24 protein-coding genes and 2 pseudogenes are annotated in these 26,769 nt (G+C 64.9%); 21 read left to right on the forward strand and 5 right to left on the reverse strand.

The annotated features are described in order from the left end of the window. Positions 1-95: 95 nt before the first annotated feature. From AC13C7_RS13050 to AC13C7_RS13070, 5 genes are all read left to right on the forward strand, one after another. A complete protein-coding gene (locus AC13C7_RS13050; RefSeq protein ID WP_172320972.1) occupies positions 96-539 on the forward strand; it encodes a TrgA family protein in 444 nt (147 codons plus the stop codon). Between the two features lie 10 nt (positions 540-549). Next, positions 550-1,674 carry a gamma-glutamylcyclotransferase gene (locus tag AC13C7_RS13055; protein WP_482867733.1) on the forward strand — a complete coding sequence of 375 codons (1,125 nt, stop codon included), beginning with the start codon at positions 550-552 and terminating at the stop codon, positions 1,672-1,674. A gap of 63 nt (positions 1,675-1,737) precedes the next feature. After that, the gene (locus AC13C7_RS13060; protein ID WP_482867734.1) at positions 1,738-2,760 is read left to right on the forward strand and encodes a cysteine synthase A; all 1,023 of its coding nucleotides are present in this window, start codon (positions 1,738-1,740) and stop codon (positions 2,758-2,760) included. 4 nt (positions 2,761-2,764) lie between these two features. Continuing rightward, on the forward strand, positions 2,765-5,143 hold the full coding sequence (locus AC13C7_RS13065; RefSeq protein WP_482867735.1) for a DUF3772 domain-containing protein: 2,379 nt from the start codon (positions 2,765-2,767) through the stop codon (positions 5,141-5,143). Then, on the forward strand, positions 5,140-5,859 hold the full coding sequence (locus AC13C7_RS13070) for an alanyl-tRNA editing protein (protein WP_172320968.1): 720 nt from the start codon (positions 5,140-5,142) through the stop codon (positions 5,857-5,859). Before AC13C7_RS13065 ends, AC13C7_RS13070 begins: the two co-directional genes overlap by 4 nt. Before the next feature lie 6 nt (positions 5,860-5,865). On the opposite strand, the gene AC13C7_RS13075 is transcribed toward AC13C7_RS13070, so the two are convergent. Continuing rightward, positions 5,866-6,945 (reverse strand): hypothetical protein, encoded by a 1,080-nt coding sequence (locus AC13C7_RS13075; protein ID WP_482867736.1) that lies wholly within the window; start codon positions 6,943-6,945, stop codon positions 5,866-5,868. A gap of 251 nt (positions 6,946-7,196) precedes the next feature. Between AC13C7_RS13075 and AC13C7_RS13080 the strand changes: the two genes are divergently transcribed. From AC13C7_RS13080 to AC13C7_RS13110, 7 genes are all read left to right on the forward strand, one after another. Next, positions 7,197-7,484, forward strand: coding sequence for a hypothetical protein (locus AC13C7_RS13080; protein WP_172320966.1), 288 nt, complete (start codon positions 7,197-7,199; stop codon positions 7,482-7,484). A 186-nt stretch (positions 7,485-7,670) separates the two neighbouring features. Continuing rightward, a complete protein-coding gene (locus AC13C7_RS13085) occupies positions 7,671-8,378 on the forward strand; it encodes a hydantoinase/oxoprolinase family protein (protein ID WP_482867753.1) in 708 nt (235 codons plus the stop codon). Beyond that, a complete protein-coding gene (locus tag AC13C7_RS13090) occupies positions 8,282-9,352 on the forward strand; it encodes a hydantoinase B/oxoprolinase family protein (protein ID WP_482867737.1) in 1,071 nt (356 codons plus the stop codon). Before AC13C7_RS13085 ends, AC13C7_RS13090 begins: the two co-directional genes overlap by 97 nt. 245 nt (positions 9,353-9,597) lie before the next feature. Further along, positions 9,598-11,541, forward strand: a complete 1,944-nt coding sequence (locus AC13C7_RS13095) for an aconitate hydratase (RefSeq protein WP_482867738.1) — start codon at positions 9,598-9,600, stop codon at positions 11,539-11,541. 159 nt (positions 11,542-11,700) lie between these two features. Continuing rightward, positions 11,701-11,925, forward strand: a complete 225-nt coding sequence (locus AC13C7_RS13100) for a hypothetical protein (protein ID WP_482867739.1) — start codon at positions 11,701-11,703, stop codon at positions 11,923-11,925. Positions 11,926-12,151: 226 nt separating this feature from the next. After that, a complete protein-coding gene (locus tag AC13C7_RS13105) occupies positions 12,152-12,982 on the forward strand; it encodes a sensor histidine kinase (protein ID WP_482867740.1) in 831 nt (276 codons plus the stop codon). Then, positions 12,969-13,382, forward strand: coding sequence for a response regulator (locus AC13C7_RS13110; RefSeq protein WP_474887569.1), 414 nt, complete (start codon positions 12,969-12,971; stop codon positions 13,380-13,382). Before AC13C7_RS13105 ends, AC13C7_RS13110 begins: the two co-directional genes overlap by 14 nt. On the opposite strand, the gene AC13C7_RS13115 is transcribed toward AC13C7_RS13110, so the two are convergent. Beyond that, positions 13,357-14,082: a Crp/Fnr family transcriptional regulator gene (locus AC13C7_RS13115; protein ID WP_482867741.1), complete on the reverse strand. Its 726-nt coding sequence runs from the start codon at positions 14,080-14,082 to the stop codon at positions 13,357-13,359. The two genes, AC13C7_RS13110 and AC13C7_RS13115, sit on opposite strands and share 26 nt — an antisense overlap. A gap of 243 nt (positions 14,083-14,325) precedes the next feature. On the opposite strand from AC13C7_RS13115, the gene pdhA reads away from it, so the two are divergent. The 4 genes from pdhA (at position 14,326) to AC13C7_RS13135 (ending at position 18,849) form a co-directional block, all read left to right on the forward strand. Beyond that, entirely contained in the window at positions 14,326-15,453 is a 1,128-nt protein-coding gene (gene pdhA / locus AC13C7_RS13120) for a pyruvate dehydrogenase (acetyl-transferring) E1 component subunit alpha (protein WP_482867742.1), read from the forward strand. Continuing rightward, positions 15,446-16,435: an alpha-ketoacid dehydrogenase subunit beta gene (locus AC13C7_RS13125; RefSeq protein ID WP_482867743.1), complete on the forward strand. Its 990-nt coding sequence runs from the start codon at positions 15,446-15,448 to the stop codon at positions 16,433-16,435. The genes pdhA and AC13C7_RS13125 overlap by 8 nt, the downstream gene beginning before the upstream one ends. A gap of 14 nt (positions 16,436-16,449) precedes the next feature. Then, positions 16,450-17,850, forward strand: coding sequence for a dihydrolipoamide acetyltransferase family protein (locus tag AC13C7_RS13130; protein ID WP_482867744.1), 1,401 nt, complete (start codon positions 16,450-16,452; stop codon positions 17,848-17,850). Positions 17,851-18,264: 414 nt separating this feature from the next. Continuing rightward, entirely contained in the window at positions 18,265-18,849 is a 585-nt protein-coding gene (locus AC13C7_RS13135; RefSeq protein WP_446169099.1) for an HPF/RaiA family ribosome-associated protein, read from the forward strand. Positions 18,850-18,855: 6 nt separating this feature from the next. Here AC13C7_RS13135 and AC13C7_RS13140 read toward each other — a convergent pair whose 3' ends face one another. Further along, a complete protein-coding gene (locus AC13C7_RS13140; RefSeq protein WP_482867745.1) occupies positions 18,856-19,839 on the reverse strand; it encodes a WD40/YVTN/BNR-like repeat-containing protein in 984 nt (327 codons plus the stop codon). Positions 19,840-20,665: 826 nt separating this feature from the next. On the opposite strand from AC13C7_RS13140, the pseudogene AC13C7_RS13145 reads away from it, so the two are divergent. The 4 genes and pseudogenes from AC13C7_RS13145 to AC13C7_RS13160 all read left to right on the forward strand — a co-directional run. Continuing rightward, positions 20,666-20,833, forward strand: a pseudogene (locus AC13C7_RS13145) (IS256 family transposase); the annotation flags it as partial. Positions 20,834-21,084: 251 nt separating this feature from the next. After that, positions 21,085-21,864, forward strand: coding sequence for a hypothetical protein (locus AC13C7_RS13150; RefSeq protein ID WP_482867746.1), 780 nt, complete (start codon positions 21,085-21,087; stop codon positions 21,862-21,864). Then, complete coding sequence (locus tag AC13C7_RS13155; RefSeq protein ID WP_482867747.1) at positions 21,864-23,798, forward strand: MFS transporter; 1,935 nt, start codon at positions 21,864-21,866, stop codon at positions 23,796-23,798. The genes AC13C7_RS13150 and AC13C7_RS13155 overlap by 1 nt, the downstream gene beginning before the upstream one ends. 26 nt (positions 23,799-23,824) lie before the next feature. Beyond that, on the forward strand, positions 23,825-24,814 hold the full coding sequence (locus AC13C7_RS13160; RefSeq protein WP_482867748.1) for an ABC transporter substrate-binding protein: 990 nt from the start codon (positions 23,825-23,827) through the stop codon (positions 24,812-24,814). A gap of 571 nt (positions 24,815-25,385) precedes the next feature. Here the strand turns inward: AC13C7_RS13160 and AC13C7_RS13165 are convergent. Further along, positions 25,386-25,643 (reverse strand): hypothetical protein, encoded by a 258-nt coding sequence (locus AC13C7_RS13165; RefSeq protein WP_482867749.1) that lies wholly within the window; start codon positions 25,641-25,643, stop codon positions 25,386-25,388. Beyond that, positions 25,640-25,894: pseudogene (locus AC13C7_RS13170) on the reverse strand (YcbK family protein); the annotation flags it as partial. The gene AC13C7_RS13165 and the pseudogene AC13C7_RS13170, both read right to left, overlap by 4 nt. 372 nt (positions 25,895-26,266) lie before the next feature. Between AC13C7_RS13170 and AC13C7_RS13175 the strand changes: the two are divergent. After that, complete coding sequence (locus tag AC13C7_RS13175; protein ID WP_482867750.1) at positions 26,267-26,650, forward strand: hypothetical protein; 384 nt, start codon at positions 26,267-26,269, stop codon at positions 26,648-26,650. Positions 26,651-26,769: the final 119 nt, after the last annotated feature.

Consider the following 26,769-nt stretch of genomic DNA (forward strand, 5'->3'; position numbering starts at 1 on the left):
CACTGCGGGCGCGAAATGCACCGGCCCTCTTGCGCCGGGGACGGTCTTTGCGGACAGTCAGGGGCAGAGCAGACCCATAAGAAGGCAGACCGCACATGCCCACCGCCGCGAAACTCGTCGGGGCCATCCTCTTCGCGATCATCGGCTATGCCGCGGGCGTCGCCTATGTCGCGACCCTGCCCGAAGGCCAGACCGCCGCGATGCTGGCGCCCACGGTGGCGGGGATCGGGCTGGTACAGGGCTGGTTCAGCATGGGGCGCAACGCGTCCGGCAACATGATCATGGACCTCGGCACCGGGTTGCGCGTTTCGGTCCAGATCGTCTTTTTCGCGGTGGTGATCTTCGGCCTGCTGGAGATGTTCGACCGCTCGACCAGACTGCGCTATGACGGGCCGGGCGAGGCGACCATCGCGGCGATGGAGCTGTTTCTTGAATACGGGTTGTCCGTGGCCTTTGCGACCACCTGTTTGACGATCCTCGCCCTGGGTGGCATGGCGGCAGGGATCGTCACCGGGCGCGTTGCCCGCCGCTGGAGCTGAACCAGAGTTCATGACCACATTATTCTTTTACGGAACATTGCGTTATCCGGCGTTGTTGAAGCGCGTGCTGGGGCGCGACGTCCCGCTGATCGCGGGGGAATTGCTGCGTCACCGCACGGTCTGGGCGGCGGGTGAGAGCTTTCCCATGATCATTCCCGATGCCGGGGCATGCGCACCCGGTGTCCTAGCCACGGACCTGACGCCGGACGATATCGCGCGGCTGGATTTCTACGAGGGGGCCTTTGCCTATGACCTTGAGGAGGTCACGGTCGAGACGGTGGACGGCCCCGTGCCCGCGCTGGTCTATTTCTGCCATGACGCGCCCTGGCGGCCCGGCGCGGATTGGACCCTGGAGGATTGGGCCGAGACCTGGGGGCCGCTGACCCTGATCGCGGCGGAGGAGGTGATGCGCGCCTTTGGCCGGGAAACGGCGGCCGAGGTCGGCGCGCGCTTTCCCATCATCCGCGCCCGCGCGCAGGCGCAGGTGAGGGCGCGGGCGCGGGCGCGGCCCGTAACGCTCTCGACGCGGCTGACGCGTGAGGATGTCATCGTGACCGGCCTCAACCGGCCTTACGAAAAGTTCTTCGCGCTCGAGGAATACCAGACCGTGATGCGCCGCTTTGACGGCCAGCAATCGCACCCCGGCGAACGCGCCATCTTCCGGGTGGCCGATGCGGTGACGGTCCTGCCCTATGACCCGGTGCGCGACCATGTGCTGCTGATCGAGCAATTGCGCATCGGGGCCTATGCGCAGGGCGATCCGCAGCCCTGGCTGCTGGAGCCGATCGCGGGCATTGTCGATGCCGGGGAAAGCTACGAGGAGACCGCCCGCCGCGAGGCCCGCGAGGAGGCGCATGTCGAGATCGACACGCTGCATGAGGTCGCGGGCTATTACCCCAGCCCGGGCGGCGTGGCGCAATACCTCGTCTCCTATATCGGCCTGGCCGATCTGCCGGAGACCCGCGCCGACACCGGCGGGCTGGATGTCGAGGGCGAGGATATCCGCAATTTCCGGGTGCCTTTCGACCGGCTGATGGCGATGCTCGACAGTGGCGAGTTGGTCAACGCGCCGATGATCCTGTCGGCGCAATACCTGGCCCGCCACCGCGACCGTTTGCGCGCGCAATCGGCTTGAGTTTGCCCCCTTGCCCCCCTATTCGTGCGGGGGCAAGTGAAACTCGATGGGAGCGTGCAGGCCATGGATATCAGGAAAGACCTCGTCGCCACGGTGGGCAACACGCCGCTGATCCGCCTCAATGCGATCAGCGAGGAAACCGGCTGCGAGATTCTCGGCAAGGCCGAATTCATGAACCCCGGCCAGTCGGTCAAGGACCGCGCCGCGCTCTATATCATCCGCGACGCGGTGGCGCGCGGCGATCTGCAACCGGGCGGCACCATTGTCGAGGGGACCGCCGGCAACACCGGCATCGGCCTGTCGCTGGTCGGTGCCGCGATGGGGTTCAAGACGGTCATCGTGATCCCCGAGACGCAGAGCCAGGAGAAAAAGGACATGATCCGCCTGGCCGGGGCCGAATTGGTGCAGGTTCCGGCCTGTCCCTACAAGAACCCCAACAATTACGTGCATTATTCGCGCCGTCTGGCCGCCGAGCTGGCCAAGACCGAACCCAATGGCGCGATCTGGGCCAACCAGTTCGACAATACCGCCAACCGACAGGCCCATATCGAGGGCACGGGGCCGGAGATCTGGGCGCAGACCGACGGCAAAATCGACGGCTTCGTTGCCTCAGTGGGGTCAGGGGGCACGCTGGCCGGTGTCGGCATGGCGTTGCAGCCAAAGGGCGTGAAGGTCGCGCTGGCCGATCCAGAAGGCTCGGGCCTCTACAAGCTCTATACCGGCAACGAGGCGGGGGGCGACAGCATCACCGAAGGTATCGGGCAGGGGCGCATCACCGCCAACCTGGAGGGCTTCACCCCCGATATGGCCTACAAGATCCCCGATGCCGAGGCGCTGCCGCTGGTCTTCGACCTTCTGCGCGAAGAGGGGCTGTGCATGGGCGGCTCTACGGGCATCAACATGGCCGGTGCCCTGCGCATGGCGCGCGAGATGGGGCCGGGGCACACCATCGTGACCATCCTGTGCGACTATGGCACGCGCTATCAATCCAAGCTTTTCAACGCCGAGTTCCTGCGCGAAAAGGGCCTGCCGGTGCCCGATTGGCTGACCGCGACGGCGCGGGATCTGCCCTCGGTCTTCGAGTAACCCGATGCGTCTTCGCCTCATCTTCGCGGTTCTGACCGCTCTCTTCCTGTCCATGGGTCTGGCCCTGGCCCAGGATGGCAACGCGCCCGATTACGAGGCATGGGACAGGACGGCCAGCCGGGCGGAAGCGGCCATCGACGCCGAAGCCGCCTCGGACCCCGCCTTCGAGACCCTTCGCGGCGAACTGGTCGAGTGGCGGAGCCGGTTTCAGGACGCGACCGGGCTGAACGCGGCCCGGATCGAGACCCTGCGCGCCCAGATCGAGGCGCTTGGGCCTGCCCCCGCCGAGGGCGAAAGCGAACCCGCCGAGATTGCCGCACAGCGCAGCGAGTTGACGACAAGGCTTGCCGAGGCGCAGGCCCCCTCGCGCCGCGCCGAGGCCGAGCTCTTGCGCGCCCGCGGGTTGATCGGCGAGATCGACGAATTGCTTGCCGCGCGACAGGCCGGGGCCCTCATGTCGCTGGAGCCCGCGCCGCTCAATCCCGCGAACTGGGCCGATGCGGTGTTCTCGGTCTATGACTGGGTCCATGCGCTTGTGACAGAAAGCGTCAGTCTCTGGACCTCGCCGATCTACCAGACGGAATTCAGTCAGAATCTGCCGGCCGTGGTGATCTACCTCATTCTGGCGCTGCTGCTGCTGGCCCGTGGCCGGGCCTGGGTCGGGCGGCTGATGACGGCCCCCGTCGCAGCCGAAGCCACCTCGCCTGTCGCCCGCCTGCTGTTGTTTTTCCTGTCGCTGGCGCAGAACGCGGCCCCCGTGCTGGGGGTCTATCTGCTGGTGGCGGCGATCAGGGCCAGCAGCTTTGTCGGCATGCGCAGCGGCGTCGTGCTGGATGCGCTGCCGGTGGTGGCGATCTTCTTCTTTACCGCCAACTGGGTCGGGCGGCAGGTCTTCCCCCTGCGCGAGACCGCGCCCCGACCGATGAAGCTGCCCCCGCAACAGCGCCGCCGTGGGCGCATCACCGCAGGCGGGCTCGGGCTGTTCATGGGGTTGAGCTACCTGGTTGAACGGGTGGCCGAAAGCGAAGGCTTCCCCACGGCGGACCGGATCGTCGTTCTTTTCCCTCTCATCATCCTGACGGGATTGTTCCTGGCGCAGATCGGGCGCTTCATCCTGGCCCATATCCGCACCGAGGTCGCGGACGAGAAGATGCTGGCGCAACGCGCGCGCGTCTATGGCTTCCTTGGCCGCGTGGTGATCCTGGCCGGTATCGCCGGCCCGCTGCTGGTGGGGTTCGGCTATTTCAGTGCCGGGTCCATCTTCCTGTTCCCGACCGCCTTGTCGCTGGCGCTGCTGGCCATTCTCGGCGTGCTGCAACGGCTTGTCACGAATGTCTATGGTGCCTTGACCAAGTCCGGCGTGGCCGAGGAGGAGGCGCTGATCCCGATGCTGGTCGGCTTCGTGCTGACGATCCTGTCGCTGCCGGTCTTCGCGCTGATCTGGGGGATGCGCGTGGCGCAGCTGCAAGACCTCTGGCAGCAGATGATCGACGGGTTCACCATCGGTGGCGTCACCATCAGCCCGAGCAATTTCTTCGCCTTCGTGCTGGTCTTCTCGGTCGGCTACACCATCACGCGGCTGGTGCAGAGCTCGCTCAGGAACTCGGTCCTGCCAAAGACCAAGCTCGATGTCGGCGGGCGCACGGCGGTGGTGACGGGGGTCGGCTATGTCGGCATCTTCCTGGCCGCACTTGTCGCCATCACCATGGCCGGGATCGACCTCAGCTCCATCGCCATCGTCGCGGGTGCCCTGTCGGTCGGCATCGGTTTCGGTCTGCAGACCATCGTGTCGAACTTCGTCTCGGGCATCATCTTGCTGATCGAACGCCCGATCAAGGAGGGCGACTGGGTGCAGGTCGGCACCACGGCGGGCTATGTGCGCGACATCTCGGTGCGCTCGACCCGGATCGAGACCTTTGACCGCTCGGACGTGATCGTGCCCAATGCCGACCTGATCTCGGGCGTCGTTACCAACATGACGCATCACAACACCACCGGGCGCGCCATCGTGCCGGTGGGCGTGGCCTATGGCAGCGATACGCGCCGGATCGAGAAGATCCTGCTGGAGATCGCCGAGGCGCATCCCATGGTGCTGCTGACGCCGCCGCCGACGGTCGTGTTCCAGGGCTTCGGCCCCGACAGCCTGAATTTCGAGATCCGCGCCATCCTGCGCGACGTGAACTGGGTGCTGTCCACCATGAGCGACATGAACCACGAGATCGCCAAGCGCTTTGCCGAGGAGGAGATCGAGATCCCCTTCGCGCAGCGCGACGTCTGGCTGCGCAACCCCGAGGCGCTGTCGGGCGGATCGAGACAGGAGGCCGTCGCGGCGCCATCGGTGCCGGACGACCAGCCCACGACAGACGGAGACAGCGACGAATGACGGACCCCCTCTTTCTGGCCGATGCCTATCGCAAATCCGCGTCGGGCAAGGTGACCGCCTTGACCGAGGAAGGCGGCATCGTGCTGGATCGCAGCATCTTCTACCCGCGCGGCGGCGGCCAGCCCGGCGACAGCGGCACGCTGGACTGGTCGGGCGGGCGCATCCGGGTCGCCACCGCGGTCAAGGGCGAGGCAGGGGCCATCGTTCTGGTGCCCGCCGAGGCCGGGAAACTGCCGCCCGTGGGGGCCGAGGTGGAACAGCGCCTCGACTGGGACCGGCGGTTCGGGCATATGCGCGTCCATACCGCGCTGCATCTTCTCTCGGTCGTGGTGCCGCTGCCGGTGACCGGCGGGGCGATCTCCTCCGAGAAGGGCCGGCTGGATTTCGACATGCCGGACGCGCCCGATGACAAGGCGGTGTTGCAGGGCAAGCTGAACGCGCTGATCGGCCGCGACCTGGCCGTCTCGGACAGCTGGATCACGGATGCCGAGCTTGCCGCCAATCCCGGCCTCGTCAAGACGATGTCGGTGCAGCCGCCCACGGGCGCGGGGCATGTGCGGCTGGTGCGGATCGGTGATGCGGCGGGACAGATCGACCTGCAACCCTGCGGCGGCACCCATGTCGCGCGGACGGCCGAGATCGGCAAGATCACCATCGGCAAGATCGAGAAGAAGGGCCGCCAGAACCGCCGCGTCAGCGTCATATTGGCCGATTGATCCCGCTCAGACGACCCAGGGGATGAACGGGTAGAGCACCGCGATCCCGATCGGCCCGAGCGGCAGCAGCCAGGGCAGGATCACCGCGCGCGCGGGCAGCGGGTCGAGGTCCATTCCCCGCGCCCGGCCAAGCGGCGGGCCGGCGGCGATCACCAGGAGCACGGCGAAGAAGACAAGCTGCGACCAGCGCCCGTAATCGACACCAAGCGCAAACAGCGCCAGCGCCGCGAAGGGGGCGAGGAACAGCAGGTCGGGCCGCGTGCGCGCCAGCCGGTAATGGGTCCAGAGCAGGAACAGCGGGACAGCCGCGAAATAGGCGGCGATCAGGTAATGGACGGGGGGGAAGCCGCGCGCGGGCTCCAGCAGGTCGCGGGTCCAGACCGAGGCCGCCAGCGCGACCTCCTCGGGCAGGGTGGCGCTCAGGTCGGCCTCGGTCCCGCCCCAGATCACGAGGGCCAGGGCAGCGGCCAGGGGGGGCAGGGCGGCGACCCACGCGTCGCGCAGGCGGAACCGTATCCGCCAGGCCAGCACCGTGACGACCGGCACCGCGTAGAACAGCGCCGCCTCATGCACCAGCACCGCGACCAGCATCAGCGCGCCCGCGGCGATGCTCCAGCCGCGAAGGGCGCAGAGAACCGCGATGGCGGCCAGCACGAAATTCACATGATCCAGGCGGCCCGCGTCATAGCCCAGTTGCACGAAGCCCACCGGCGACAGGATAAGCGCGGCCAGGATCCAGCCTTGCCCCGGCACGCCGTCTTCGCTCAGGAAAAACCGCATCGCCAGCCAGATCAGCACCAGCATCAGGCCGAGATCCAGCCCCAGCATCACCGCATATTCCGCGCCGCCCCCATCAGTGAGCGGGGCCAGCAGCGGGGCCATCGCCGTGCCCAGAAGCCCACGCCGCAGGAAGCCATATTCGGGATAGGAGACGTGATAATGCGTCAGGTTCCAGACCAGCGCATCGGGCGGGCTGCCAGCCGTGAACCAATGGATCAGGTGCGGGCTGATCCCGATCAGGTAGGCGGCAAGGCAGAGGAGAACGAACAGCGAGCGGCCGCTCTTGCCCCGAAACAGGTTTTCCATCCGTGGCCCTTTCCTGCGCGCACCATGGGTTCGGCGTGGTTAAGCACAGGAAAACGGCAATTTTGGGGAGAGGGCGGCCCCCCGACAGATGCCCCGCAACTGGCCCGCGTCCAAATCAGCAGCGGCAATTGTCGCGCGAGGTGTTACAATCGCGCGAACCGTGCCCACGGAATCGACGGAATGCGGTCAAATTGAGGCCAAGAAGCTCCGTCACGTTTGAAAGGACAATCCAGGATTGGGACCCAACTGCCATGACAACTTCGTCTGAATACACGACCCTGTTCGATGCCTATCGCGAGGCCCGCCTCGCCTATGAACGCCTGTCTGCCAAGGGCCTGTCGCGCCCCGACCGCGATCTGGCCCGCGACCCGGATTACCGGCGCTTCCTGCGCTCGGGCGTCACGATGGCGCGCATCGGCGGCCCGGTGGCCATCGAGGGCGCGATCGCGTCGCTGGACCGGTCAGCCGATGAGCCATTTGGCTCGGAACAGGCCGACCTGGCCCGCCTCTGGGCCGGTGTCGGCGTCTGGACCAACTGACGCAAGGCGACAGCGAAGTCACCACTGATTTCATTGTGGATGTGCGCGGGTCCGGGGATCCGCGCTGGGCAAGCCGCTCAAAACAGGCGTTTTTTTACTATAGGTAAAAAAGCTTGACGGATCGGGCTTTCGGCCTGCAGGGGCGAGGAACGCGAGGGCCTGGACCTCTCGGGTCTGCCTGCCATCCTGGACGAGTTTCGCGCCGAGGGTGTGGAGGCGGTGGCCGTCTGCCTGCTGCACGCCTATGCCAATACCGCGCATGAGGTGGCCGCGCTGGAGGAAATCCGCCGCCTCTGGCCCGAAGTCTCGGTCGTGGCCAGCCACCAGATCACCCGCGAATGGCGCGAATACGAGCGCACCAACACCGCCGTCCTGTCGGCCTATGTGCAGCCGGTTGCCGCGCGCTACCTGGGCAAGCTGGATGCCGGGCTGAAATCGCAGGGTTTGAGGAAAAGCCCCTATATCATGCAATCCAATTGCGGCGTGGACAGCCTCGAGGCGCCATCCGCCGTGCCGATCAACATGGTCGAGAGCGGCCCCGCCTCGGGCTTCTGGGGCGCCGCCGAACTGGGCAAGCTGATCGGAGAGGAGAACATCCTCGCCCTCGATATTGGCGGCACCACGGCCAAGTGCTCCCTGATCGAGGGCGGCGAGGCGCGCGAGATCTCGGGCGAGATGATCGTGACCGCGCCTTGTGCCGCCTCCTGCGAGATCGCGGCGAGCCTCGCGAACCGCTTCGGCGTCATCGTCGGGCGGCGCAAATGGGTCGACCAGATGAAGGCCACCGCAACGAGGCCGTGGCCGACATCATCAGGACAAACTCGCGCCTGCCCGATTTCGTCACCGGCGATCTCTGGGCGCAGGTCTCGGCCGGGCGCCGCGCCGCGCGGCTGATCCGGGGCCTGTGCGACCGCTACGGGGCCGACACATTGCGCGCGGCCATTGCCGACGCGCATGACACCGGCCTGGCGCGCGCCCTGAAGGGGCTGGCCGCGCTGCCGCAAGGCCGTTTCGACGTGGCGCAGGCGCAGGATGATGGCAGCACCTGGACCGCGACGATCACGATCACGCCGGAGCGGTTCACCGTCGACCTCAGCGCCGCCCCCGACCAGACCACCGGCCCCTTCAACACCTGCCATGACGGGGCGCTGGTGGCCTGCCAGATCCTGTTCAAGGCGCTCACCGATCCCGAACGCTATGCCAATGCCGGATCCTTCGCGCCGCTCGAGGTGATCACCCGGCCCGGCTCCATCTTCGATCCAAGCCCCGACGCGGCGCATGGCTATTATTTCGAAACCCGCATCCGGCTGATCGACATGCTCTGGCGCGGATTGGCCGAAAAGGCGGGGGCGAACCTGCCGGCGGGCAGCTTCGCCTCGATCTTCGGGGTCGTCATCGCGGGTGAACATCCCGACACGGGGCGGCGCTACACCATGGTCGAGCCGCAGATGGGCAGATGGGGGGCGACGCCTGAGAGGCCCGGGAATGACGCGATGTTCTCGACCAATCACGGCGATACGTTCAACTGCCCCATCGAGGTGGCCGAGGCGCGCTACGGGTTCGAGGTGATCTCCAAATCGCTCGGCGAGACCGGCAAGGCCGAGGGCGAACATGCCGGGGGCAGGGGGGTGCGCACCCGCTACCGGATGCGCGGGCGCGGCGTGATGTCGGCGGGGTTCTCGCATGGTGCGGTGCCGGTCTGGGGGCTGCCCGGTGCCTCGGAAGGCGGGTTGAACGCGTTGCTGCTCTCGCAAGGGGGGCAAGCCAGGGCGCAGCCAACCTTCGTCAGCAAGCTCAAGGTCGAACCGGGCGATGAGATCGAGGTCGCAACCGCCCATGGCGGCGGCTCGGTGGCGGCGCGGAACTGATCAGATCACCGAGACAGCCCCGCGCCCGCCCGACCCTGCCCCCCGGGGAGGCGGGCAAGAGGAAAATGGCGGAGAAACAGCACCGACTCGAAGGGCCGCGGTGCCAGCCTGACCGCGTCCCGCGCCTTGCTTGCCGGAAACAATCGCCGGGGCAGATGCGTTGACCTCCAAGGCGCGTCCGCAGCGATCGGCCTGGTGACACGGTATGGCGGGCGATGTGAGGACCAAGGCAAGGAGATATGAGCATGGGCGGCACGCTCACGCATCGGCTGATCGAGTCACATCTTGACGGGGACGACCTGCCCGAACCGGGCGCGCAGATCGCGCTGAAGATCGACCAGACGCTGACCCAGGACGCCACCGGCACATTGGTCATGCTGGCGCTTGAGGAATTGGGCCTCGACCGGGTGCGGACGGATGTCTCGGTGCAATATGTCGATCACAACCTGATGCAGGCAGACGCGAAGAACGCCGACGATCACCTGTTCCTGAAAAGCGCCTGCGCCCGCTTCGGGGTCTGGTACAGCCCGCCGGGCACCGGCGTCAGTCATCCGCTGCACATGAAGTATTTCGGCAAACCCGGCGCGACGCTTCTGGGGTCGGACAGCCACACCCCCGCGGCGGGTGCCTTGGGGATGCTGGCGATCGGGGCCGGCGGTATCGACGTGGCGCTGGCCATGGGCGGGACGCCCTTCACCTTCACCATGCCCGAGGTCTGGGGCATCCGGCTGACCGGCGACCTGCCCGACTGGGTCAGCGCCAAGGACGTGATCCTGGAGCTTCTGCGCCGTCACGGCGTGCAGAAGGGCCGGGGCCGGATCCTGGAATATCACGGGCCGGGTGTCGCATCGCTGGAGGTCATGGACCGGCATGTGATCGCCAATATGGGCACCGAACTGGGCGCGACCTCCAGCGTGTTTCCCGCCGATGACCAGGTGCGCGGGTTCCTCGACCGGCACGGGCGCGGCGGTGACTGGCAGGCGCTGGAGGCGCGCGCGGACTGCACCTTCGATCATGAGGACGAGATCGACCTCGGCGCGCTGGTGCCGCTGATCGCCAAACCGTCCAGCCCAGGCAATGTCGTCCCGGTCGAGGAGGTCGCGGGCGCGCCGATCTACCAGGCCTATATCGGGTCGTCGGCCAATCCCGGCTTTCGTGATTTCGCGGTGGTGGCGGAGATCATGAAACAGGGCGGCGGGGCGGCCCCCGGCGTGTCGCTGGACATCAACCCGACCTCGCGCGATGTGCTGCACGACCTGCTGGCGGGCGGGCGCTATGGCGCGCTGCTGGAGGCGGGTGCGCGCATCCACCAGGCCGGATGCAACGGCTGCATCGGCATGGGTCAGGCCCCGGCCACCGGGCGCAACAGCCTGCGCACCGTGCCCCGCAATTTCCCCGACCGCTCCGGCACCGCCGAGGACAGCGTGTTCCTGTGCAGCCCCGAGACCGCCGCCGCCTCGGCCCTGCGCGGCGAGATCACCGATCCGCGCGACCTGGGCCAGGACTATCCGCGCATCGCGCCGCCCGACCGACCTCATGTCGATCCGGGCCAGTTCATCCACCCGCTGCCGCCCGCGGAGGCGCGCGAGGTGACGTTGGTCAAGGGCCCCAATATCGGCGAGATGCCGGTCCATGGCGGGATCGAGGACAATCTGGACCTGCCCGTTCTGCTGAAGCTCGGCGACGATATCTCGACCGATGAGATCATGCCGGCGGGGACCGAGATCCTGCCCTATCGCAGCAACATCCCCGAGATCGCGAATTTCGTCTTTCGCGTCATCGACAAGGGCTATCCCGACCGGGCGCGGCAGGTGCAGGCGGAGGACGGTCATGCCATTGTCGCGGGGGAAAATTACGGTCAGGGGTCCAGCCGCGAACATGCCGCCGTCGCGCCGCGCTGCCTGGGACTGCGCGCGGTCCTGGCGCGGTCCTTTGCCCGTATCCACACGCAGAACCTGATCAATTACGGCATTTTGCCGCTGGTCATCGAAAGTGCGGACGACCTGGCGAGGCTGGAAAAGGGGATCACCGTCAGGTTGCGCGGCATACGCGATGCGCTGCGGGACGGGACCGCGTTTGCCGCCGAAACCGGCGACGGGGCCGCGATCCGGTTCGCCAATGGCCTGAGCGCGCGGCAGGCCGAGATCGTGCTTGCGGGCGGGATCATCGGCTGGTGCCGCCAGGGCTGAGCCCCGGCATCGGGCTGTCCGAGGCAACAGGAAAGTACGCTCACGCACCATCGCGCAAAGCGCCGGATCAAGATGCTAACGTTACTTCAACCACACAGTCCGGATCGGGAGGCGCTGCCAATCTGCCCCCGATCATGACGCATCTGGGGGGGCGATCCGATGCCAGACGATCTGCAACCGGTCGGGATGACCGAGCTGTCCGCAAGCGAGGGCGGCGTGGTGGTCTGGACGCAGGCCGCTGTCGCGCTGTCCAATGCGATGATGGCAGGCGCGACGACATCGCAAGCCTTCCTCCAGACCCGCTTTCTGACGAATTACGACGCCTGCAAGGCGCTGATCTCCTGCCATGACGTGGCGGAGCTGGCGGGCCTGCAAGCGGGCTAGCTGACGGCCACCACGGACCAGTATCGCGGCTATGCCCGGGACATGGTGGGCCATATGGGCGATCTCGTCGGGCGCGGGGGGCCTCGGGGGCCGTCCCCGGAGAATTCCTGACCCCTTCGTCATGAAAGTTTTGTCTTGATGAGTGAGGCTAGCCACCATGATACGCATCCACAGCCGATTACCGGAGAGAACCGGCCGCGCCGCCGACTCTGGGCAGGAGAGGTCCGTGCAGGTTCAGACAGGTCTGGTGCGCAGCAAGCTGATGCGCGAGAGCCTGCTGATGCTTGTCGATCTCGGCCTGACGCCGCATGAGATGAGCCGCTACACCGGCCTGCCGCTGGCAACGATTCGGAGACAACTGAGGTCACTGATCAGGCCGACCCCGGTGGCATTGCCGCAAGACCCGGCCAGCGCTCCGGCCGACGCGCGGCAGATGGAGGCGGATCACAGAATCGCCAACAGCATCCAGTTCGCCGCCTCGATGCTGCGCCACGAGAGTCGGCGGGCCACCAGCGTGCAGGCGGCGCAGGCCGCGCTGACCGATGCCGCCGCCCGTCTGAACGCCGTTGCGCGCCTGCATCGGCAGATGGCCAAGACTGCGTCCGGCGGCGATGTCTCTCTTGCGGCGTTCCTTGGCCCGTTCTGCAAGGATATCGCACAGAGCGTCGGGGCCGTGATCGAGGTGCGGGCCCCGGGCGTGACCCTCGGCGCGGATGTTGCGGGCCAGATCTGCATCATCGTGAACGAGCTGGCGATGAACGCGGTCAAACATGGCCGCCCCGTCAACGGCGCAGCGGTCACCCTGACGCTGGAAGCCGTGAAGTCCGGCCAAGGCCAGTTGACGATCCTGCTGCGTGACAACGGCTGCGGGCTGGCCGAGGATTTCTCGCTCAAGCGCTCGACCGGCCTGGGCATGGTCATCGTCACCTCGACGGTGGAGAAACTGAGCGGAAGCATCCGGACCCTGCGCGGGGACGGGGCCGCCTTCGAGATCATCCTGCCCTGCGGCACCGAAGCCACGGCATCGATCAAGGATCACTGCCATGATCAGGTCTAGGGTTCTCCTGGCCGAGGATGACGCGGTAGTCGCCATCGACCTCGCCAGAGAGTTGGAGGCGGCGGGGATGGTGGTGTCGGGGATGGCCAGTTCGCTTGCCGAAACCCTTGAGCTGATCGACGCGGCGACGCCCGATATTGCGCTCTTGAATGTTCGGCTTCGCGATGGAGTCAGCTTTCCAGCGGCGCGGCGTCTCAAGGCGCTGAATGTCCCGTTCGCGTTCCTGACCAGTTTCGAGAGGTCGGAAATCGCATCTGAATTCCGGGACATTCCCCGGCTCTCGAAGCCGCAGGTTTCAAGCGTGATCGCCGAATTCGTGCGGCACCTGGCTGAAACCCGGCTGGCCGCGATCCGCAGGCGGGGCCCCGGCGACATCAATCCGGCTGGTCATAGCCGATGAGACGCTCGTAATCGGCCTCGGGCGCGCCATAGGATTTCCACGCCTCGTTTTCCAGTCCGGCGCGGTCCAGCACGACGATCTGGCCGCGATTGGCCCTGATCAGCCCCTTGCCCTCCAGCATATGCGTGCCGACTGTCACGCCCGCGCGGCGCACACCCAGCATGACCGAGATGAACTCGTGGGTCAGGCTCATCTCGTCATTCCGGATCCGGTCGTGGCACATCAACAGCCAGCGGGCCAGCCGCTCCTCGAGCTTGCCATGCCCGTTCGACAGCGCGGTTTGCGAGATTTGCGACATCATCGCCTGCACATAGCGCAGCAGGTGGCGGCGCAGGGTGGGGCTTTGATCGAGCAGTTCGCGCAGGGTGTCGGGCGCGATGGAGAATCCGTCCCCCGCGATCTGCATGAAGGTTTCGTTCGACGCATGGTCCGACTGCATCACGATGGCAGTGCCGGACATGCCGCCGCAGCCGAAGAGACCCACCTCGATCCGGCGGTCGTTCCTATTGACCGCGACCGTCGAACCGACGCCGGTTTTCGGGAAATAGACCAGCTCGACCGGCTTTCCCGGTTCCTCCAGCATCATGCCCTTGGGCAGCTTCACGGGCTTAAGTTCCGGCTCGATCAAGGCGCGGTCGGCGCTGGACAGCGTGTATATGAGGTTGTTCTGCCCGTAGGGGCAGGAAAGACCCTTGCGCATGGGATGCTCTTGGCTTTGGGGCAAGAGCACGATCGCAACGGTCTCTCAGCCGGTGCCGCCCGCGTAAGATGGACACCGATAGCGCGACGGTACCACGGGACCGGCCGTTTGGCTGCGTGAATTCCGGTACGGTTCCGCACCCAGGCGCCGTCTCGCGCCCAAGGCTCCCCGGTCAGGAACAGTTGGCGCGGATCATGCGTTGGATCAGTGGACCGAGGGGGGTCTCATGCGAGGCATCCCCCCATGTCACGTCCCGACGATCAGGAGGACAGGATCCCGATGACCGCCCATTTGTCATGGCCCGACCCGAAATTCGAACCGCATGAAGCGCTCGCGCCGGATGGCACGCTGCTTGAGGATGACGAGGTCGACATCGGCACGCTGGAGCAGATCTACAAGACGATGCTCTGTGCCCGCCGCTTCGACGAACGGCTTCTGAAACTGCAACGCCAGGGCGCGCTCGGCACTTTCGCGCCGATCAAGGGGCAGGAGGCGGCGCAGATCGGCGCGGCGGCCTGCCTGCGCGAGGATGACTGGCTGGTGCCGTCCTTCCGCGAGACCGGCGCGGTGCTGTGGCGCGGGGCCGACATGGCCGACCTGCTGGTCACCCTCGCGGGCTGGAACGCGGGCAACGACCTGCCCGAAGGGGCGCGGACATTGCCCGACACGGTGCCGGTCGCCTCGCAACTGCCGATTGCGGTGGGCATCGCCCATGCCGGACGGCTGCGTGGCGAGGATGCCATTGTCATGGCCTGTTTCGGCGACGGGGCCACCTCGGAGGGCGATTTTCACGAGGCCCTGAATTTCGCCGGGGTGCTGGAGGCGCCGGTCGTGTTCCTGTGCCAGAACAACGGGTGGGCCATCTCGACCCCGCGCGCCCGACAGACGGCCTCGCAGACGCTGGCGCAAAAGGCGCATGCCTATGGAATTCCGGCCGCACAGGTCGATGGCAATGACGCGCTGGCGGTGATGCAGGTCACGCAGGAAGCCGTGGCGCTGGCCCGCGACAAGGGACAGCCCGCGATGATCGAGGCGCTGACCTACCGCATGGAGGTCCACACCACCGCCGACGACCCGACCCGCTACCGCGACGAGGGCGAGGTGGAAGAATGGCAGGACCGCGACCCCATCGAACGGGTGCGCAAGCTGCTGGTCGCGCGCAGCCAGCTGGACGATGCCATGCAGGAGGCGCTGAAGGAGGAGATCCGCGACCGGATCGACGCCGCGTGGAAGGAAGCCAAGGATCGCATTTCCAGGCTGGAGGAGACGCCGGGCACCGCGATGTTCGACCACATCTTCGCAGAACCCACCGCGCCGCTGCGCCGCCAGCGCAAGGAATTTTCCGATCAGGAGGAGGCCGCCAATGACTGATGCAAGCGACGGTCTGACCATGGTCGATGCCATCAACCGCGCCCTGCACGAGGCGATGGCCGAGGACGACACCACCGCGGTGATGGGCCAGGATGTCGGCGTCAATGGCGGCGTCTTCCGCGTCACCGAGGGGCTGATCGACGATTATGGCGCGGCCCGCGTGATCGACACGCCGCTGGCCGAGTCGGGCATCGTGGGGCTGGCCATCGGCATGGCGATGAACGGCGCGCGGCCCATTGCCGAGATGCAGTTCTCGGGCTTCAGCTATTACGCGCTGGCCCAGATCGAGAACCACGCCGCCCGGATCCGCTGGCGCACGCGCGGCGCGCATACGGTGCCGCTGGTGATCCGCATGCCTTACGGCGCGGGCGTGCGGGCGCTGGAACATCACTCGGAAAGCCGCGAAGTGTTCTATGGTCATATGCCGGGGCTGAAGACGGTCATCCCGGCCACCCCCGCCCGCGCCCATGCACTGCTGCACGCCGCCATCCGCGACCCCGACCCGGTCATCTTCATGGAGCCCAAGGCGGTCTACCGCCAGATGCGCGAGCCGATAGCCGACGATGCGGAGCCCGCGCAGATCGGCACCTCGCGCGTGGTGCGGCGCGGCAAGGATCTGACGCTGGTCTCCTACGGCGCGATGCTGCATCGCGCGCTGGAGGCCGCCGAGTCGCTGGCGGCGGAGGATATCGACATCGAGGTGATCGACATCGAGACCATCGCCCCGCTGGATGCCGAAACGATTGCGACATCGGTCGGGCAGACCGGGCGGCTTCTGATCGTGAACGAGGCGCCGCCGAGCTATGGCGCCGCCGGTGAGATCGCCATGCGCGTCATCGAACAGGAGTTCTACGCCCTGCGCGTGCCGATCCGGCGGGTCTGTGGATGGGACGTGCATGTGCCCTTCTTCGCGCGCGAGCAGACCTACCTGCCCTCGGTCGACCGGATCAGGGGCGCGGCGCGCGCGATGATGGCGGATTAGAGCGGGAGGACGCGATGAAGAACGAATTCAAGCTGCAGGATCCCGGCGAAGGGATCCACGAGGTCGAGATCCTGGAAATCATGGTGTCCGAAGGTGACGAGATTTCCGAAGGGCAGGAGGTGATGGCCGTCGAATCCGACAAGGCGGCGATCGAGCTTCCGTCGCCCTTTGCCGGAAAAGTCGCCGAGATCCGGGTCGGCCAGGGCGATACCGCCTCGGTCGGCGATGTGCTGATGGTGGTCGAGGATGAAGACGCACCGCAAAAGGCAGAGGCGGCCCCCCAAGAGGAAGAGAGGGCGGACGGCGAGGAGGACGCGCCCGAAGATCAAGATGCGGAGGGCGCGACCGAGGCAGAGGAGAACCCATCGCCGGAGGGTAAGACCGACGAGGAGGCGCGCGAGGCGGATGATGCCCCGTCCGAGGAGGAGGAGGATACCGGCAAGGACGGCTCTGACGAGACCGGCCAGGAGGCGCGCGACTCCGATGAGGACCGAGGGGATGCGGAGGGCCGCGACACGGGCGGGGCCTCGGAGGAGGCCCCGGTGCGCGCAGCCCCCGCCGCCCGCAAACTGGCGCGCGAAAAGGGCGTGGATCTTGCCGACCTGAAGCCGAGCGGCAAGGACGGGCAGGTGACGCTTGAAGATGTGCAAGAGGCAACCGGGGCTGACGGCGCGCGGGCCGAGGACGAGGCCGACAGCGACGATTTCGGACCGGTGGAGCGCCAGCGGATCAGCGCCATCCGCGCCGCGACCGCGCGCGCCATGACCCGTTCCTGGACCGAGATCCCGCATGTCACGCATGAGGATGCCGCAGACATCACCGAACTGGAGCTTTGGCGCAGGCGCCAACCTCAGAAGGACCGGCTGTCGCTGACGCCGATCATCGCCAAGGCCGTGGTCGCGGTCCTGAAACGCCATCCGCGCTTCAACGCGGTCTATGACGGCGACGCGGATGAGATCGTCTTGCGCAAATACTGGAACATCGCCATCGCCACCGCCACCGACCGGGGGCTGGTGACGCCGGTGCTGAAAGACGCTGACCGCAAATCGGCGCGCGACCTGGGCCAGGAAATCGTGGCACTCGCGAGGAAGGCCAAGGACCAGAAGCTGGGCAAATCCGACCTCGCGGGCGGCAGTTTCACCATCACCAATGTCGGGGCGTTCGGGGGCAGGGGCCTCGCGCCGCTGATCAACCCGCCGCAAACCGCGATCCTGGGCGTTGGCCGCGCGCGGATCGAAGCGGTTGTCACCAGCGACCTCGACGCCGACGGCCCGCCCATCATCGAGCCGCGCATGATCCTGCCGCTGGCGCTGTCCTTCGATCACCGCGCCATCGACGGGGCCGACGCGGCGCGTTTCGTGAACGAGATCGTCGGCCTCCTGCGTGACCCGGTCTCGCTGGCGCTGGAGACGTGATGCGCGCAGGCCCCCCCTGACAATGGAACGGAGTTCTCCCATGCAGACCATGGACCGCGACACGCTGAAGCAGAAGATCGACAATGGCGCGGACATGATCCTGATCGAGGTTCTGGGGGCCGGAAAGCTGCGAAGGCTTTCACCTGCCCGGCGCAATCAGCGTCCCCGTGGGCTCGGGTGGCTTCGACAAGCCTGCGCAGGCCGCCGCCCGCAAGGGCGATCAGGTCATCGTCTCTTGCAAGGATCAGGAATGCGATGCCTCGCCGCCGCGCGGGCCGCAGGCTGGAGGCGCTTGGGGTCGCCAATGTCCTCGACTGCAAGGCCGGCAAGGAGAATTGGCGCGCCGCCGGGTTGCCGACGGAATGACAGGGCACCATCTGAAACAGAACGCGCAACCAAAGAAGGAGAGCCGCAATGGACAGCCCCCTGGAAATCGCCTGGCACAATGTCGAGAAGTCTCAGCCGCTGGAGGACCGCATCCGCGCGCGTGTGGACAAGCTGCACCGCTATTTCAACCGGATCAACAGCTGCCACATCGTGATCGAACGACCGCATCGCAGCCAGCACAACGGCAAGGAGTTTCACCTGCGCATCGAGGTGCGCGTGCCCGAGCGCGAGATCGTCATCAGCGGCGATCCGGGCGACCGCAAGGATCATTTCGACCCCAACCTGACGATCCGCGATGCCTTTGACGCGATGGAGCGGCGGCTTGAGGCCCATTCGCAGAAAATGCGCGGCGAAACCAAGATCCTGTCCGGGCCGCCGCAGGGCGTCGTGGTGCGGAAATTCGATGAATACGGGTTTGTGCGGATGAGCGACGGTCAGGAGATCTACTTCGCGCCCAATGCGGTGCTGAACGAGGGGTTCGGCGCGCTTTCGGTCGGATCGCCGGTGGAACTGAGCGTGGCCGAGGGCGAGGGCGCGATGGGCCCGCAGGCGTCGATGGTCAGGCCGATCAGCGAGGTCAGCCTGGAATCCGAACGGCGCGAGGAGGTCTGACGCGCCTCAGACCGCGACCAGAGCCTGCACCCGGTCAAGGCGATCGCCGGCAAGGTCCAATTCCTGCCAGCGGTCGCCGTCATCGTCACTGACAAGGATGCGGCCATCGCCGAGCCCGGCGAAAAGGCGTCCGGCCCGGTATGTCATGGCATAGGGCAGGCTGGTCAGTCCGTCGCAAACGGCCTGCCACGGCCCGCCCCCTCGCCTGCGATAGATGACGGCCTGCGCGTCGCGATCCGGGTCATGCGCCGCGCGCGGGCCGGGGGCGGCCGAGACGAACCAGGTGTCGGGATTGTCGGGATGCACGGCAAGCCCCCAGCAATAGTCGCGGTCGCGGCCCTCATCCGCCGGGCTCCAGGTCTCGCCGCCATCGTGGCTTTGCGCCGCGCCGCCGCCACCCGCCTCATAGGCGCGGTCCGGGGTCGAGGGGTGCCAGGCGAGGCAATGCACATCGCGTTGCGCGCCGGGGCGATGATCGGCCCAGGTCTCGCCGCCATCCTCGCTCAGCATCAGGCCGCCCAGTTCGATACCCACCAGAAGCCGCCCCGCCTCATGCGGGCAGGGCGCGATCCAGCGCACATGGCTGGTCCAGGGGCGCGGGGGAAAGCTCCAGTCCGGGGCCGAGGGCAGGGCGCGCAGCGCGTCAAGCTCGCGCCAGGTTGTGCCACCGTCGCGGCTGACGAAAAGATGGCTCGGCTCGCACCCGGCATATAGCGCCCCGTCGGCAGCGCTGACGGCGAGCGAGAACACATCGGGTTGCGACATGGCAAGCCGGGTCCAGCGCGCGCCGCCGTCGCGGCTTTTCCAGACACCGCTGCCGCGCGTTCCGGCATAAAGCGTCTCGCGGTCGCGCGGATCGGCGGCGAGGCACTGCACCCCCCGGTCGTGCATCGAAAGGCGCGCACACCAATGGCCGCCCTCCCGCGCGATCCGGGCGACGGCGCCGCCTGTCGCGGCATGGAGAACGGGGTTCTGCGTGGCGTCTCGCATGGGGGATCAACCCCAAACAAGGCGGCGCGGTTCCGTCGCCCCTCCCCGCTGTCCAAACGGCAACATCCCTCAGAAAGCGATCGCGCTCATCTTCGCCCAGAGATCTGCGGGACGCGGGTATGAGATTGACCTTGTTCGGAACCGCCAGGCGCAGAGGGCACCTGGCTTTCCGCAGATGCCGGGAGGTCAAAGAGATCAGGGGTGGAGGGCGTATGATAAGACGACATTCGAAAGCCCAATTTCTGGGCAAATCGACGGCGTCATGCACATCCTGATTTGCAGCTATGTTTCTCAGTGATCCATCCTCGGGCAGTCACCCGGCACGAGGCACAACGGGATTTGAAATGATGCGACGGGCCTCAAGGCCGTAGAACGTGCCCAGAAGAAAGGTGGGTCCGGGTTTAGGGCCAGTATCTTCGAGGTGAAAATTCCTATTAGGCACAGATTCATATGCTGGGATAATGGCGGAGGGGACGAGACCCACGTCTAACCTTCTCTGCCCAGTAAGTAATTGTAAATATGGTAATTTCTATAGATCACCCGAATTTCTCAGTCGGCTCAGCGTCACGGGCGACATTCCCAGAAACGACGAAATCTGACTGTGATTGAACAGCGTTTCATGATCAGGATAGAGGCTGCGAAACCACTCCAGCCGCTCCTTGGCTTTGAGCAGTGTCCCAACAGTTGGTGTAACTCCCGCCGGTGGCGCGGGCTGAGCGGGGCCTTCGCATAGCGAAGCGAGGCCCGTGCGGGTCGCTTGGCGGCCATGGTTGTTCTTCAGCTAAGGTTTCGTTTGCGGACGTAAATTTGACCGAGGAGAACGACCATGACCAAGAACACTCTATCAGGTACTGCCGCGCTGCGGGCGCTTTTGTCAGAAACATCTGACAGCAACCTGCTTGCCGAGATGCTCGGGTTCGTCGCCGACCGCCTCATGGCGCTGGATGTCGATCAGCTCTGCGGTGCCAGCGCGCACGAGCGAAGCAGCGACCGCCATTCAACTCAGGTGAACGTCAACAAGCCCTAGGTCGACGCAGAATATCATTCCACATTTCAGGTCTACTCCGCAGATCGCGCGCGCGCCAGACGCGCGGCCCTAGCGGGTATTCAAGCTTTTCCGCTCGAAAATATCTGTTGATCTGAGGGGACATTTACAAGTAACTTTCAACTACATCATGAAAAAGAGCATAACGCCACCAGCCAACCGCGCGGTGACTTATTTGAACTCTTTCCGGTTGGAGATAAATGGGCCTTTTCTGGAGAATCTGGGGCGCCGCAATCGGCGTTATCTTCGCGGTCGGATGCCTCCTAGTGACGCTTGTGACTCTCGAATTCAAGCGTGACTATGACCGACTGCTAGGGGAACGGCTGCTTGTCATCGCGTCTTCTGCTTCGGCGCCGTTCTCAGCCGCGGCGGAACTTGGCTTGGCTCTGTCGAGCGTGCGCAATGCGTCTGCGCTGCTCGATATCGCGCGTCAGGCCGACCCTTTGATCACCGGCGTCTGGGTGCTCGATGCGCATTCTCGGCCGATTGCGCAATCGAGCAACCAGATCCGAGCCGAGCAGGGACGCTCGTTGCCAGACGTCTCTGACGCCCGGTTGCAAGACAGGTGGTTTTCAACCATCGGAGACGACTTCATGGCAGGGGTTGAGATCCGCGACGCGGCGGGTCAGCCGGTCGGTCAACTTCTGGTCGCTTACCCGTTGGAGATCAGCCACACACGCGTTCTGGCCATGGTGGCCGAGCTTTCACTGATCGTTTCGCTGATCGCGCTGGGGTTCTCGTTGGCAGCCGGGGGCGTTTTGCGCTGGTGGATAGACGGTGAAATCAGAGAATTTTCTGACGTCGCGGCTGATCTAGAGAGCTTTGAGCGTCAGGTGTGGACTCGTCAACGCAGTGACGACGACACCGCATCGCCGGGTAGTTTGCACACCATGCTCAATCAATCGCGCTGCGCGTATCTGGGCCTGCTCGGCTATCAGGCGGAACATGAAATCCCGCGCAACGGCGAGCAGAAAACCTGATGCGATCCAACGCGTCCATCAGCCGCGAACGGCTCAGGCTGCGGTTGGTTGTGGTGATGACGACGGTTGTCGTGCTGGCGGTGCTCGGCATGTTCCTGGTTGTGGTGAACAGCTTCAGCGCCGCATTGGCCCCGGAACTTGAGAATCGAACGCGGTTGATTGGCACCAATGTCCGGAGCGACCTGCAACGGGTCACTCAGATGGGCATTCCGATGGCCGCTGCGGGTGGAGTCGAGGCGTTTCTGAGGGCCGCTGTTGCCCCGTTTCCCGAAGTGCGCCGCGCTGCCGTGATTGGCGCGGACGGGACGGTGATGGCCGAAATTCTCCGCGACGGCGTTGCATCACCACAAGCCGGACAAAACCTGTTCTCGATTATCGCCGCCCAACCCGCGCAATTCTCGTTTCCCATTATCGCCGGTAATCGCGAGATGGGGCGCGTCGAGATCCAAGGCAGCGCGCAATTCGTGCAAACCCGGCTGCGCAGTATTTTCTTGGATGTAGGCGTGTTGTCCCTCACGGTGATCCTCATTGGGCTTGAAGTCATGATCGTCGTCATGGCCACGGGAATCTGGAAACCCTATGCGCGGCTCATCCATCTGCTAAGGGAGCAGTCTCAGGGTCGGTTTGGGGTAACGGCCCAGGCATCCGGCCCCGTTCAGTTTTCCCGGACAATCAGACGGTTGAACGATCAGGTCAGGGATCTTGCAAGCCGTTTGCCAAACCGCCAAGCCCCTGTCGGTCGACTAAGGCTGACCGATGTCGAGGATATGCGGCTGGTGCTGTTCGTCTACGTCATCGGGACCGAAATCACTGCCTCCTTCTTGCCCGTTTACGGGGCAAGCGTTTCCCGCAGCGCGTGGATGTCACCAGAACTGGCAGCGGCCCTTCCCGTTGCGGCCTTTCTTCTGGGCGTCTTTGCGTTGAGTCCGTTTGCGGGCGAGTTGGCGCGGCGGTTCGGCGCCCGCAGGCTCTTTATTGTGACGGCCCTTCTGACTTCGGTCGCTTTGATCGGCATGGCGCTTGCCACCACTGTCCTGGCCGTTACCGCAGCCCGCGGAGCTGTCGCAATCCTCTACGCATTGGCGACAATATCGTGCCAGCGATATGCGTTTCAGGCCGAGGAACGCGGGCGAGCAGCCCATGACTCCGTCGGTTCCAGCGCGTCGTCAGCGTATTATGCGATGATCTTTGGTGGCATGCTCAGCGGAACGGCACTTGGCGGTATCGTTTCCAGCCTGTCGTCCTATCGGTCTGCGATTGCCCTGGGGGCTGGCCTGGTGTTGCTGAGCACAGCCATCGCCTGGGCTAGCATGAAGCACGATTCCGACACGCCGACGCAAAGGCGCGAGTCACCCCCGATGGACGCCGGACGACGGGTCTCGACGCGACCTCTGCTGGTCGTCCTGATTGGCTTTATCGGCGCACCCGTCGCCGCGACAACCGCGATTTTTGTCTGGTATCTGACCCCCATCCGGTTGTCGGCCTCTGGCAGCAGCGCGGCCGAGATCGGGCGTGTCGTCATGCTATACTATCTGATGCTGGTCGTGGTTGGCCCCTTGGCAAACTCGTTGTTCCAACGCAGGCAGGGCGCGATAGCGTCGATCATCACCGGCTTGGTCATCACGGCATCGACCCTGTTCGTGCATGAGACGTCAACCACCCTGATGGGCTATGCACTGGCGATGATCGGTTTGGGGGTCGGCCACGCGCTTATTCGTACACCCCTGCTAACGCTGGTCGTAAAGACGGCGGGATCAGCGACCGGCCCGGTGAACGTGTTGCGTGGTGCCGAACGATTGGGCGGGCTGATCGGGCTGTCGGCTGGAGGCTTCCTGCTTTCGCGCGGCATGGAAAATCTCGCTCTGTCAGCCCTTGCCGGGCTTTCTGTCGCCGGAGTCTTGTTATTGACCAGTGTCCACACATTGCAACGCTAGAAAACGAAATTCATTGGAGATACAAAATGAACCCCCGATTGTTGGTGGCAAGCCTTCTTTTAGTCATTTCAAACTCCTGGATTTTGCCCGCGCAGGCAGCGGATCGGACGGTGATGATCGTAACCTGGCGTGGGTGCGAAGAGGCATGTCAGGGATTTCAGGACTATCTGAGAGAGAGTGGAGCGGACATCGACTTTCTGCTGCGCGATGCCGCACAGGACGTCTCGACGCTTGGTCCTTTCCTGGAAGAGGCGCGCGCCGAGGGTGTCGACCTGATTGCCACCTGGGGGACATCAGTCACTCGGGGCATCGCCGGAACGCTGGACACTTTGGCAGATCGTGCATTCAACACCACCATTCCGCAGGTTTTCATGATCGTTGCAGATCCCGTTGGTGCCCGCATCGTGGAAAGCCTCGATGCACCCGGGCGGCCCAATGTGACCGGCACCTTCAACCGGGTGCCCGAAACTGTGACGATTGCGACAATGCGGCGCTACTTGCCGTCATTCAGCCACATGGGAATGCTTTTCAACAGCTCCGAGACGAACTCGGTCCTAAAACGCGATGAAATGGCGGGCCTCGCTGCCAACCAGGGGCTCGCCTTCACCTCCATCGATGTCGACAACATGGGCGGGGTGGGTGGAATTGCCCAAGGGTTCGACGAGTTACGCCAAGCGGGGGTGGATTTCGTCTATCTCGGCTCCTCGTCAATGCTCAGAAGCAATGCAAATGCCGTCGGTGCTGCCGCGATTCAGGCCGGGTTGCCCTTGCTGTCACCCTACGAAGAAATGGTTCGCGACGGGACGGCGCTGATCTCCATCGCCTCTCGCTATTACGATGTCGGCCGTTTGGCAGGCGAGCAGGCTGAGCGCATTATGGTCGGCGGTGCGTCGGCGGGCGATCTTCCCGTTGCGCGCATGACCGACTTTGCCGTGACGGTGAACATCACCTACGCCCGCGCCATCGGCATCGTTTCGCCCATAGATATATTGCAGTTTTCCGAGATCGTTGAGTAGGTGACACAGCGCGCCCGGAAATCTCTGATAACGAAGTTCGCGTAGCCGTCCGGGCACGTTGAACCCAGCCAACTTTGCCGGAGGCTGCAACTCCTGAGTAAGATGGAGCGTCATGATGCGCGAGACCTCTGACCAGGGAATCCGGTTGCCATCGGCATCCAGGACCTCGACATCGGAATAGTCGCCCGCTCGGGTAACCGGCCCGGGCCCCGCATGCAGGTCTTCCAGCAAAGTGTTGCGCACGCATATCATCGCCATTGCCTTGGCGAGTTGCGCTGCGATCCGTTTTTCGGCATCCGTGCTCATGCGGGCAGCTTATGCCTGCTTGAACGGTCCGACCAGAACCTTCCGCCAAGGAGTCCGTCAGTCGAGGTCGCAAACCGGCTTTCCGGCCAAATCCCACCGCATCTATCCCGCGCAACTTCGGGCCTGATCCCTGAGCACACTGTAGTCCGCCAGCCAGTCAATCAGCACAGCATCACCGGGCAAGGTTTCGATCTCGTTTGCAGCCCGCGTCTGCTCTGCCTGGCTGTATTCCGTCACCGGGGGACAAGCCCCCAAGCCGTTCGCTTCAAAACCCGCCGTCTCGCAGCCGGTCAACCAACTCGTCGCGATCACGAGGCCGACGAGCTGCCGCCTCGAGCATCCGGCGTTGGATATCATTGGCCTTCTCCTTGGTTTTAAGTCGTTCCGCCAGGCGACCGACGCGCTCACCGGAGCGGCGGGCCGACAGGAGAAACAGGACAATGGCGAAGACAACGGCACCGTAGCTCAGCACGGCCTTCACCCATGGGGTGGCGGCGATCCTGCCGAGAATGTTGGCAATCATCTCTGCCCCCGGCGCCAATCATCGAGGCGCGCATAGATCGTGACTGCGATCCCCCCGAGCGCGACGGCGATGAACACCCAACGCAGCGTGTCGAGATAAGGGACGAGCGGCAGGATGGCCGTTTGGGTTTCAGTCAATACGCTCTGTGCGTCCTCGACCACGGCAACACCGAGCGTGGCCACCCCGACCGCTCCGCCACCTTTTATCGTGCGGCATTCAGCCAGAACTTCGCGCGCAGGTGTCGTATCTTCGACAACGGAGATCGCTCCGCCTGGGGACCTTTCGCCCTATTTCCTCTCTGCCGGCAGCGTCGGTGGTTCGCAGAAAAACGCACCGGCCGAAACGATCAACGGAGTGTTCGAGGCGGACGTCATCCATCTTCGCGGCCTATGGGCAGTACCGACGCTGCAGAACACGCCACATTGACTAGGTCAACATGATCGATTGTGCCGACTGCTGGAAGACATCGCAGACATCCTGTCTGCGGACGTCGAAGCAAGTTATCACGCGACACTGGAAACCCTGACCTCGGCCAGATAGCCTAATCTCGCTGGCCCCCTGGCAAATCTCGTGTGGCTCTGACTTCGGCCAACGCCAAACTAACAAAACAGATCTGATTACCCATGGCAAATCCGTTACGTCGCTTTTTTTCTGATGATGAGTTCGTACCGCTGGCAGCGGTGTTTCCCCAGATCAACGTGGAAACCATCGCGCGAGAAGCGGACCTAGACAAAAAAGCGCGGGCCAGCGGAGAAAAGGATCTTCCTTCAAGTGAGTCGACAGCCATGGATGCTGTCGAGGTCGAACTGATGGAACGCGTGAGCGATGTCCGTCGTCGAGGACTTGAGAACTATCACCGCAACCGCGAAGTCTACCAGCGCAGGGTCAACCAGATTCAGTCTGCGCACACAGCTGTGAAAACGGCTGCAGGGACCGCAGTCGGAGATTTTCAGAAAGCTGTGAGGTCTCACCGTGGTGGAATGGTAGAGGTGGCTTGGTTTGTCTGAACAGTTTCGAGCCGTTTCGTAAGTGGATTTCCCGCTCGGTTATGCCGCGACCGGGATTTGTCGCGGCGTGATGTGATATGCCTGATCGGGTGTCTTCCCGTCCAGCGATGAATGCGGTC

It is taken from the genome of Alterinioella sp. B-7 (genome assembly GCF_056857775.1).

Bases quoted from the DNA above. Each gene is read 5' to 3' on its own strand.
- AC13C7_RS13050 (WP_172320972.1), top strand. From the start codon at position 96: ATGCCCACCGCCGCGAAACTCGTCGGGGCCATCCTCTTCGCGATCATC.
- AC13C7_RS13055 (WP_482867733.1), top strand. From the start codon at position 550: ATGACCACATTATTCTTTTACGGAACATTGCGTTATCCGGCGTTGTTG.
- pdhA (WP_482867742.1), top strand. From the start codon at position 14,326: ATGTCACGTCCCGACGATCAGGAGGACAGGATCCCGATGACCGCCCAT.
- AC13C7_RS13165 (WP_482867749.1), bottom strand. From the start codon at position 25,643: ATGATTGCCAACATTCTCGGCAGGATCGCCGCCACCCCATGGGTGAAG.
- AC13C7_RS13100 (WP_482867739.1), top strand. From the start codon at position 11,701: ATGCCAGACGATCTGCAACCGGTCGGGATGACCGAGCTGTCCGCAAGC.
- AC13C7_RS13175 (WP_482867750.1), top strand. From the start codon at position 26,267: ATGGCAAATCCGTTACGTCGCTTTTTTTCTGATGATGAGTTCGTACCG.
- AC13C7_RS13160 (WP_482867748.1), top strand. From the start codon at position 23,825: ATGAACCCCCGATTGTTGGTGGCAAGCCTTCTTTTAGTCATTTCAAAC.
- AC13C7_RS13110 (WP_474887569.1), top strand. From the start codon at position 12,969: ATGATCAGGTCTAGGGTTCTCCTGGCCGAGGATGACGCGGTAGTCGCC.
- AC13C7_RS13155 (WP_482867747.1), top strand. From the start codon at position 21,864: ATGCGATCCAACGCGTCCATCAGCCGCGAACGGCTCAGGCTGCGGTTG.
- AC13C7_RS13070 (WP_172320968.1), top strand. From the start codon at position 5,140: ATGACGGACCCCCTCTTTCTGGCCGATGCCTATCGCAAATCCGCGTCG.
- AC13C7_RS13135 (WP_446169099.1), top strand. From the start codon at position 18,265: ATGGACAGCCCCCTGGAAATCGCCTGGCACAATGTCGAGAAGTCTCAG.
- AC13C7_RS13080 (WP_172320966.1), top strand. From the start codon at position 7,197: ATGACAACTTCGTCTGAATACACGACCCTGTTCGATGCCTATCGCGAG.
- AC13C7_RS13130 (WP_482867744.1), top strand. From the start codon at position 16,450: ATGAAGAACGAATTCAAGCTGCAGGATCCCGGCGAAGGGATCCACGAG.
- AC13C7_RS13150 (WP_482867746.1), top strand. From the start codon at position 21,085: ATGGGCCTTTTCTGGAGAATCTGGGGCGCCGCAATCGGCGTTATCTTC.
- AC13C7_RS13115 (WP_482867741.1), bottom strand. From the start codon at position 14,082: ATGCGCAAGGGTCTTTCCTGCCCCTACGGGCAGAACAACCTCATATAC.
- AC13C7_RS13140 (WP_482867745.1), bottom strand. From the start codon at position 19,839: ATGCGAGACGCCACGCAGAACCCCGTTCTCCATGCCGCGACAGGCGGC.
- AC13C7_RS13075 (WP_482867736.1), bottom strand. From the start codon at position 6,945: ATGGAAAACCTGTTTCGGGGCAAGAGCGGCCGCTCGCTGTTCGTTCTC.
- AC13C7_RS13095 (WP_482867738.1), top strand. From the start codon at position 9,598: ATGGGCGGCACGCTCACGCATCGGCTGATCGAGTCACATCTTGACGGG.
- AC13C7_RS13065 (WP_482867735.1), top strand. From the start codon at position 2,765: ATGCGTCTTCGCCTCATCTTCGCGGTTCTGACCGCTCTCTTCCTGTCC.
- AC13C7_RS13125 (WP_482867743.1), top strand. From the start codon at position 15,446: ATGACTGATGCAAGCGACGGTCTGACCATGGTCGATGCCATCAACCGC.
- AC13C7_RS13060 (WP_482867734.1), top strand. From the start codon at position 1,738: ATGGATATCAGGAAAGACCTCGTCGCCACGGTGGGCAACACGCCGCTG.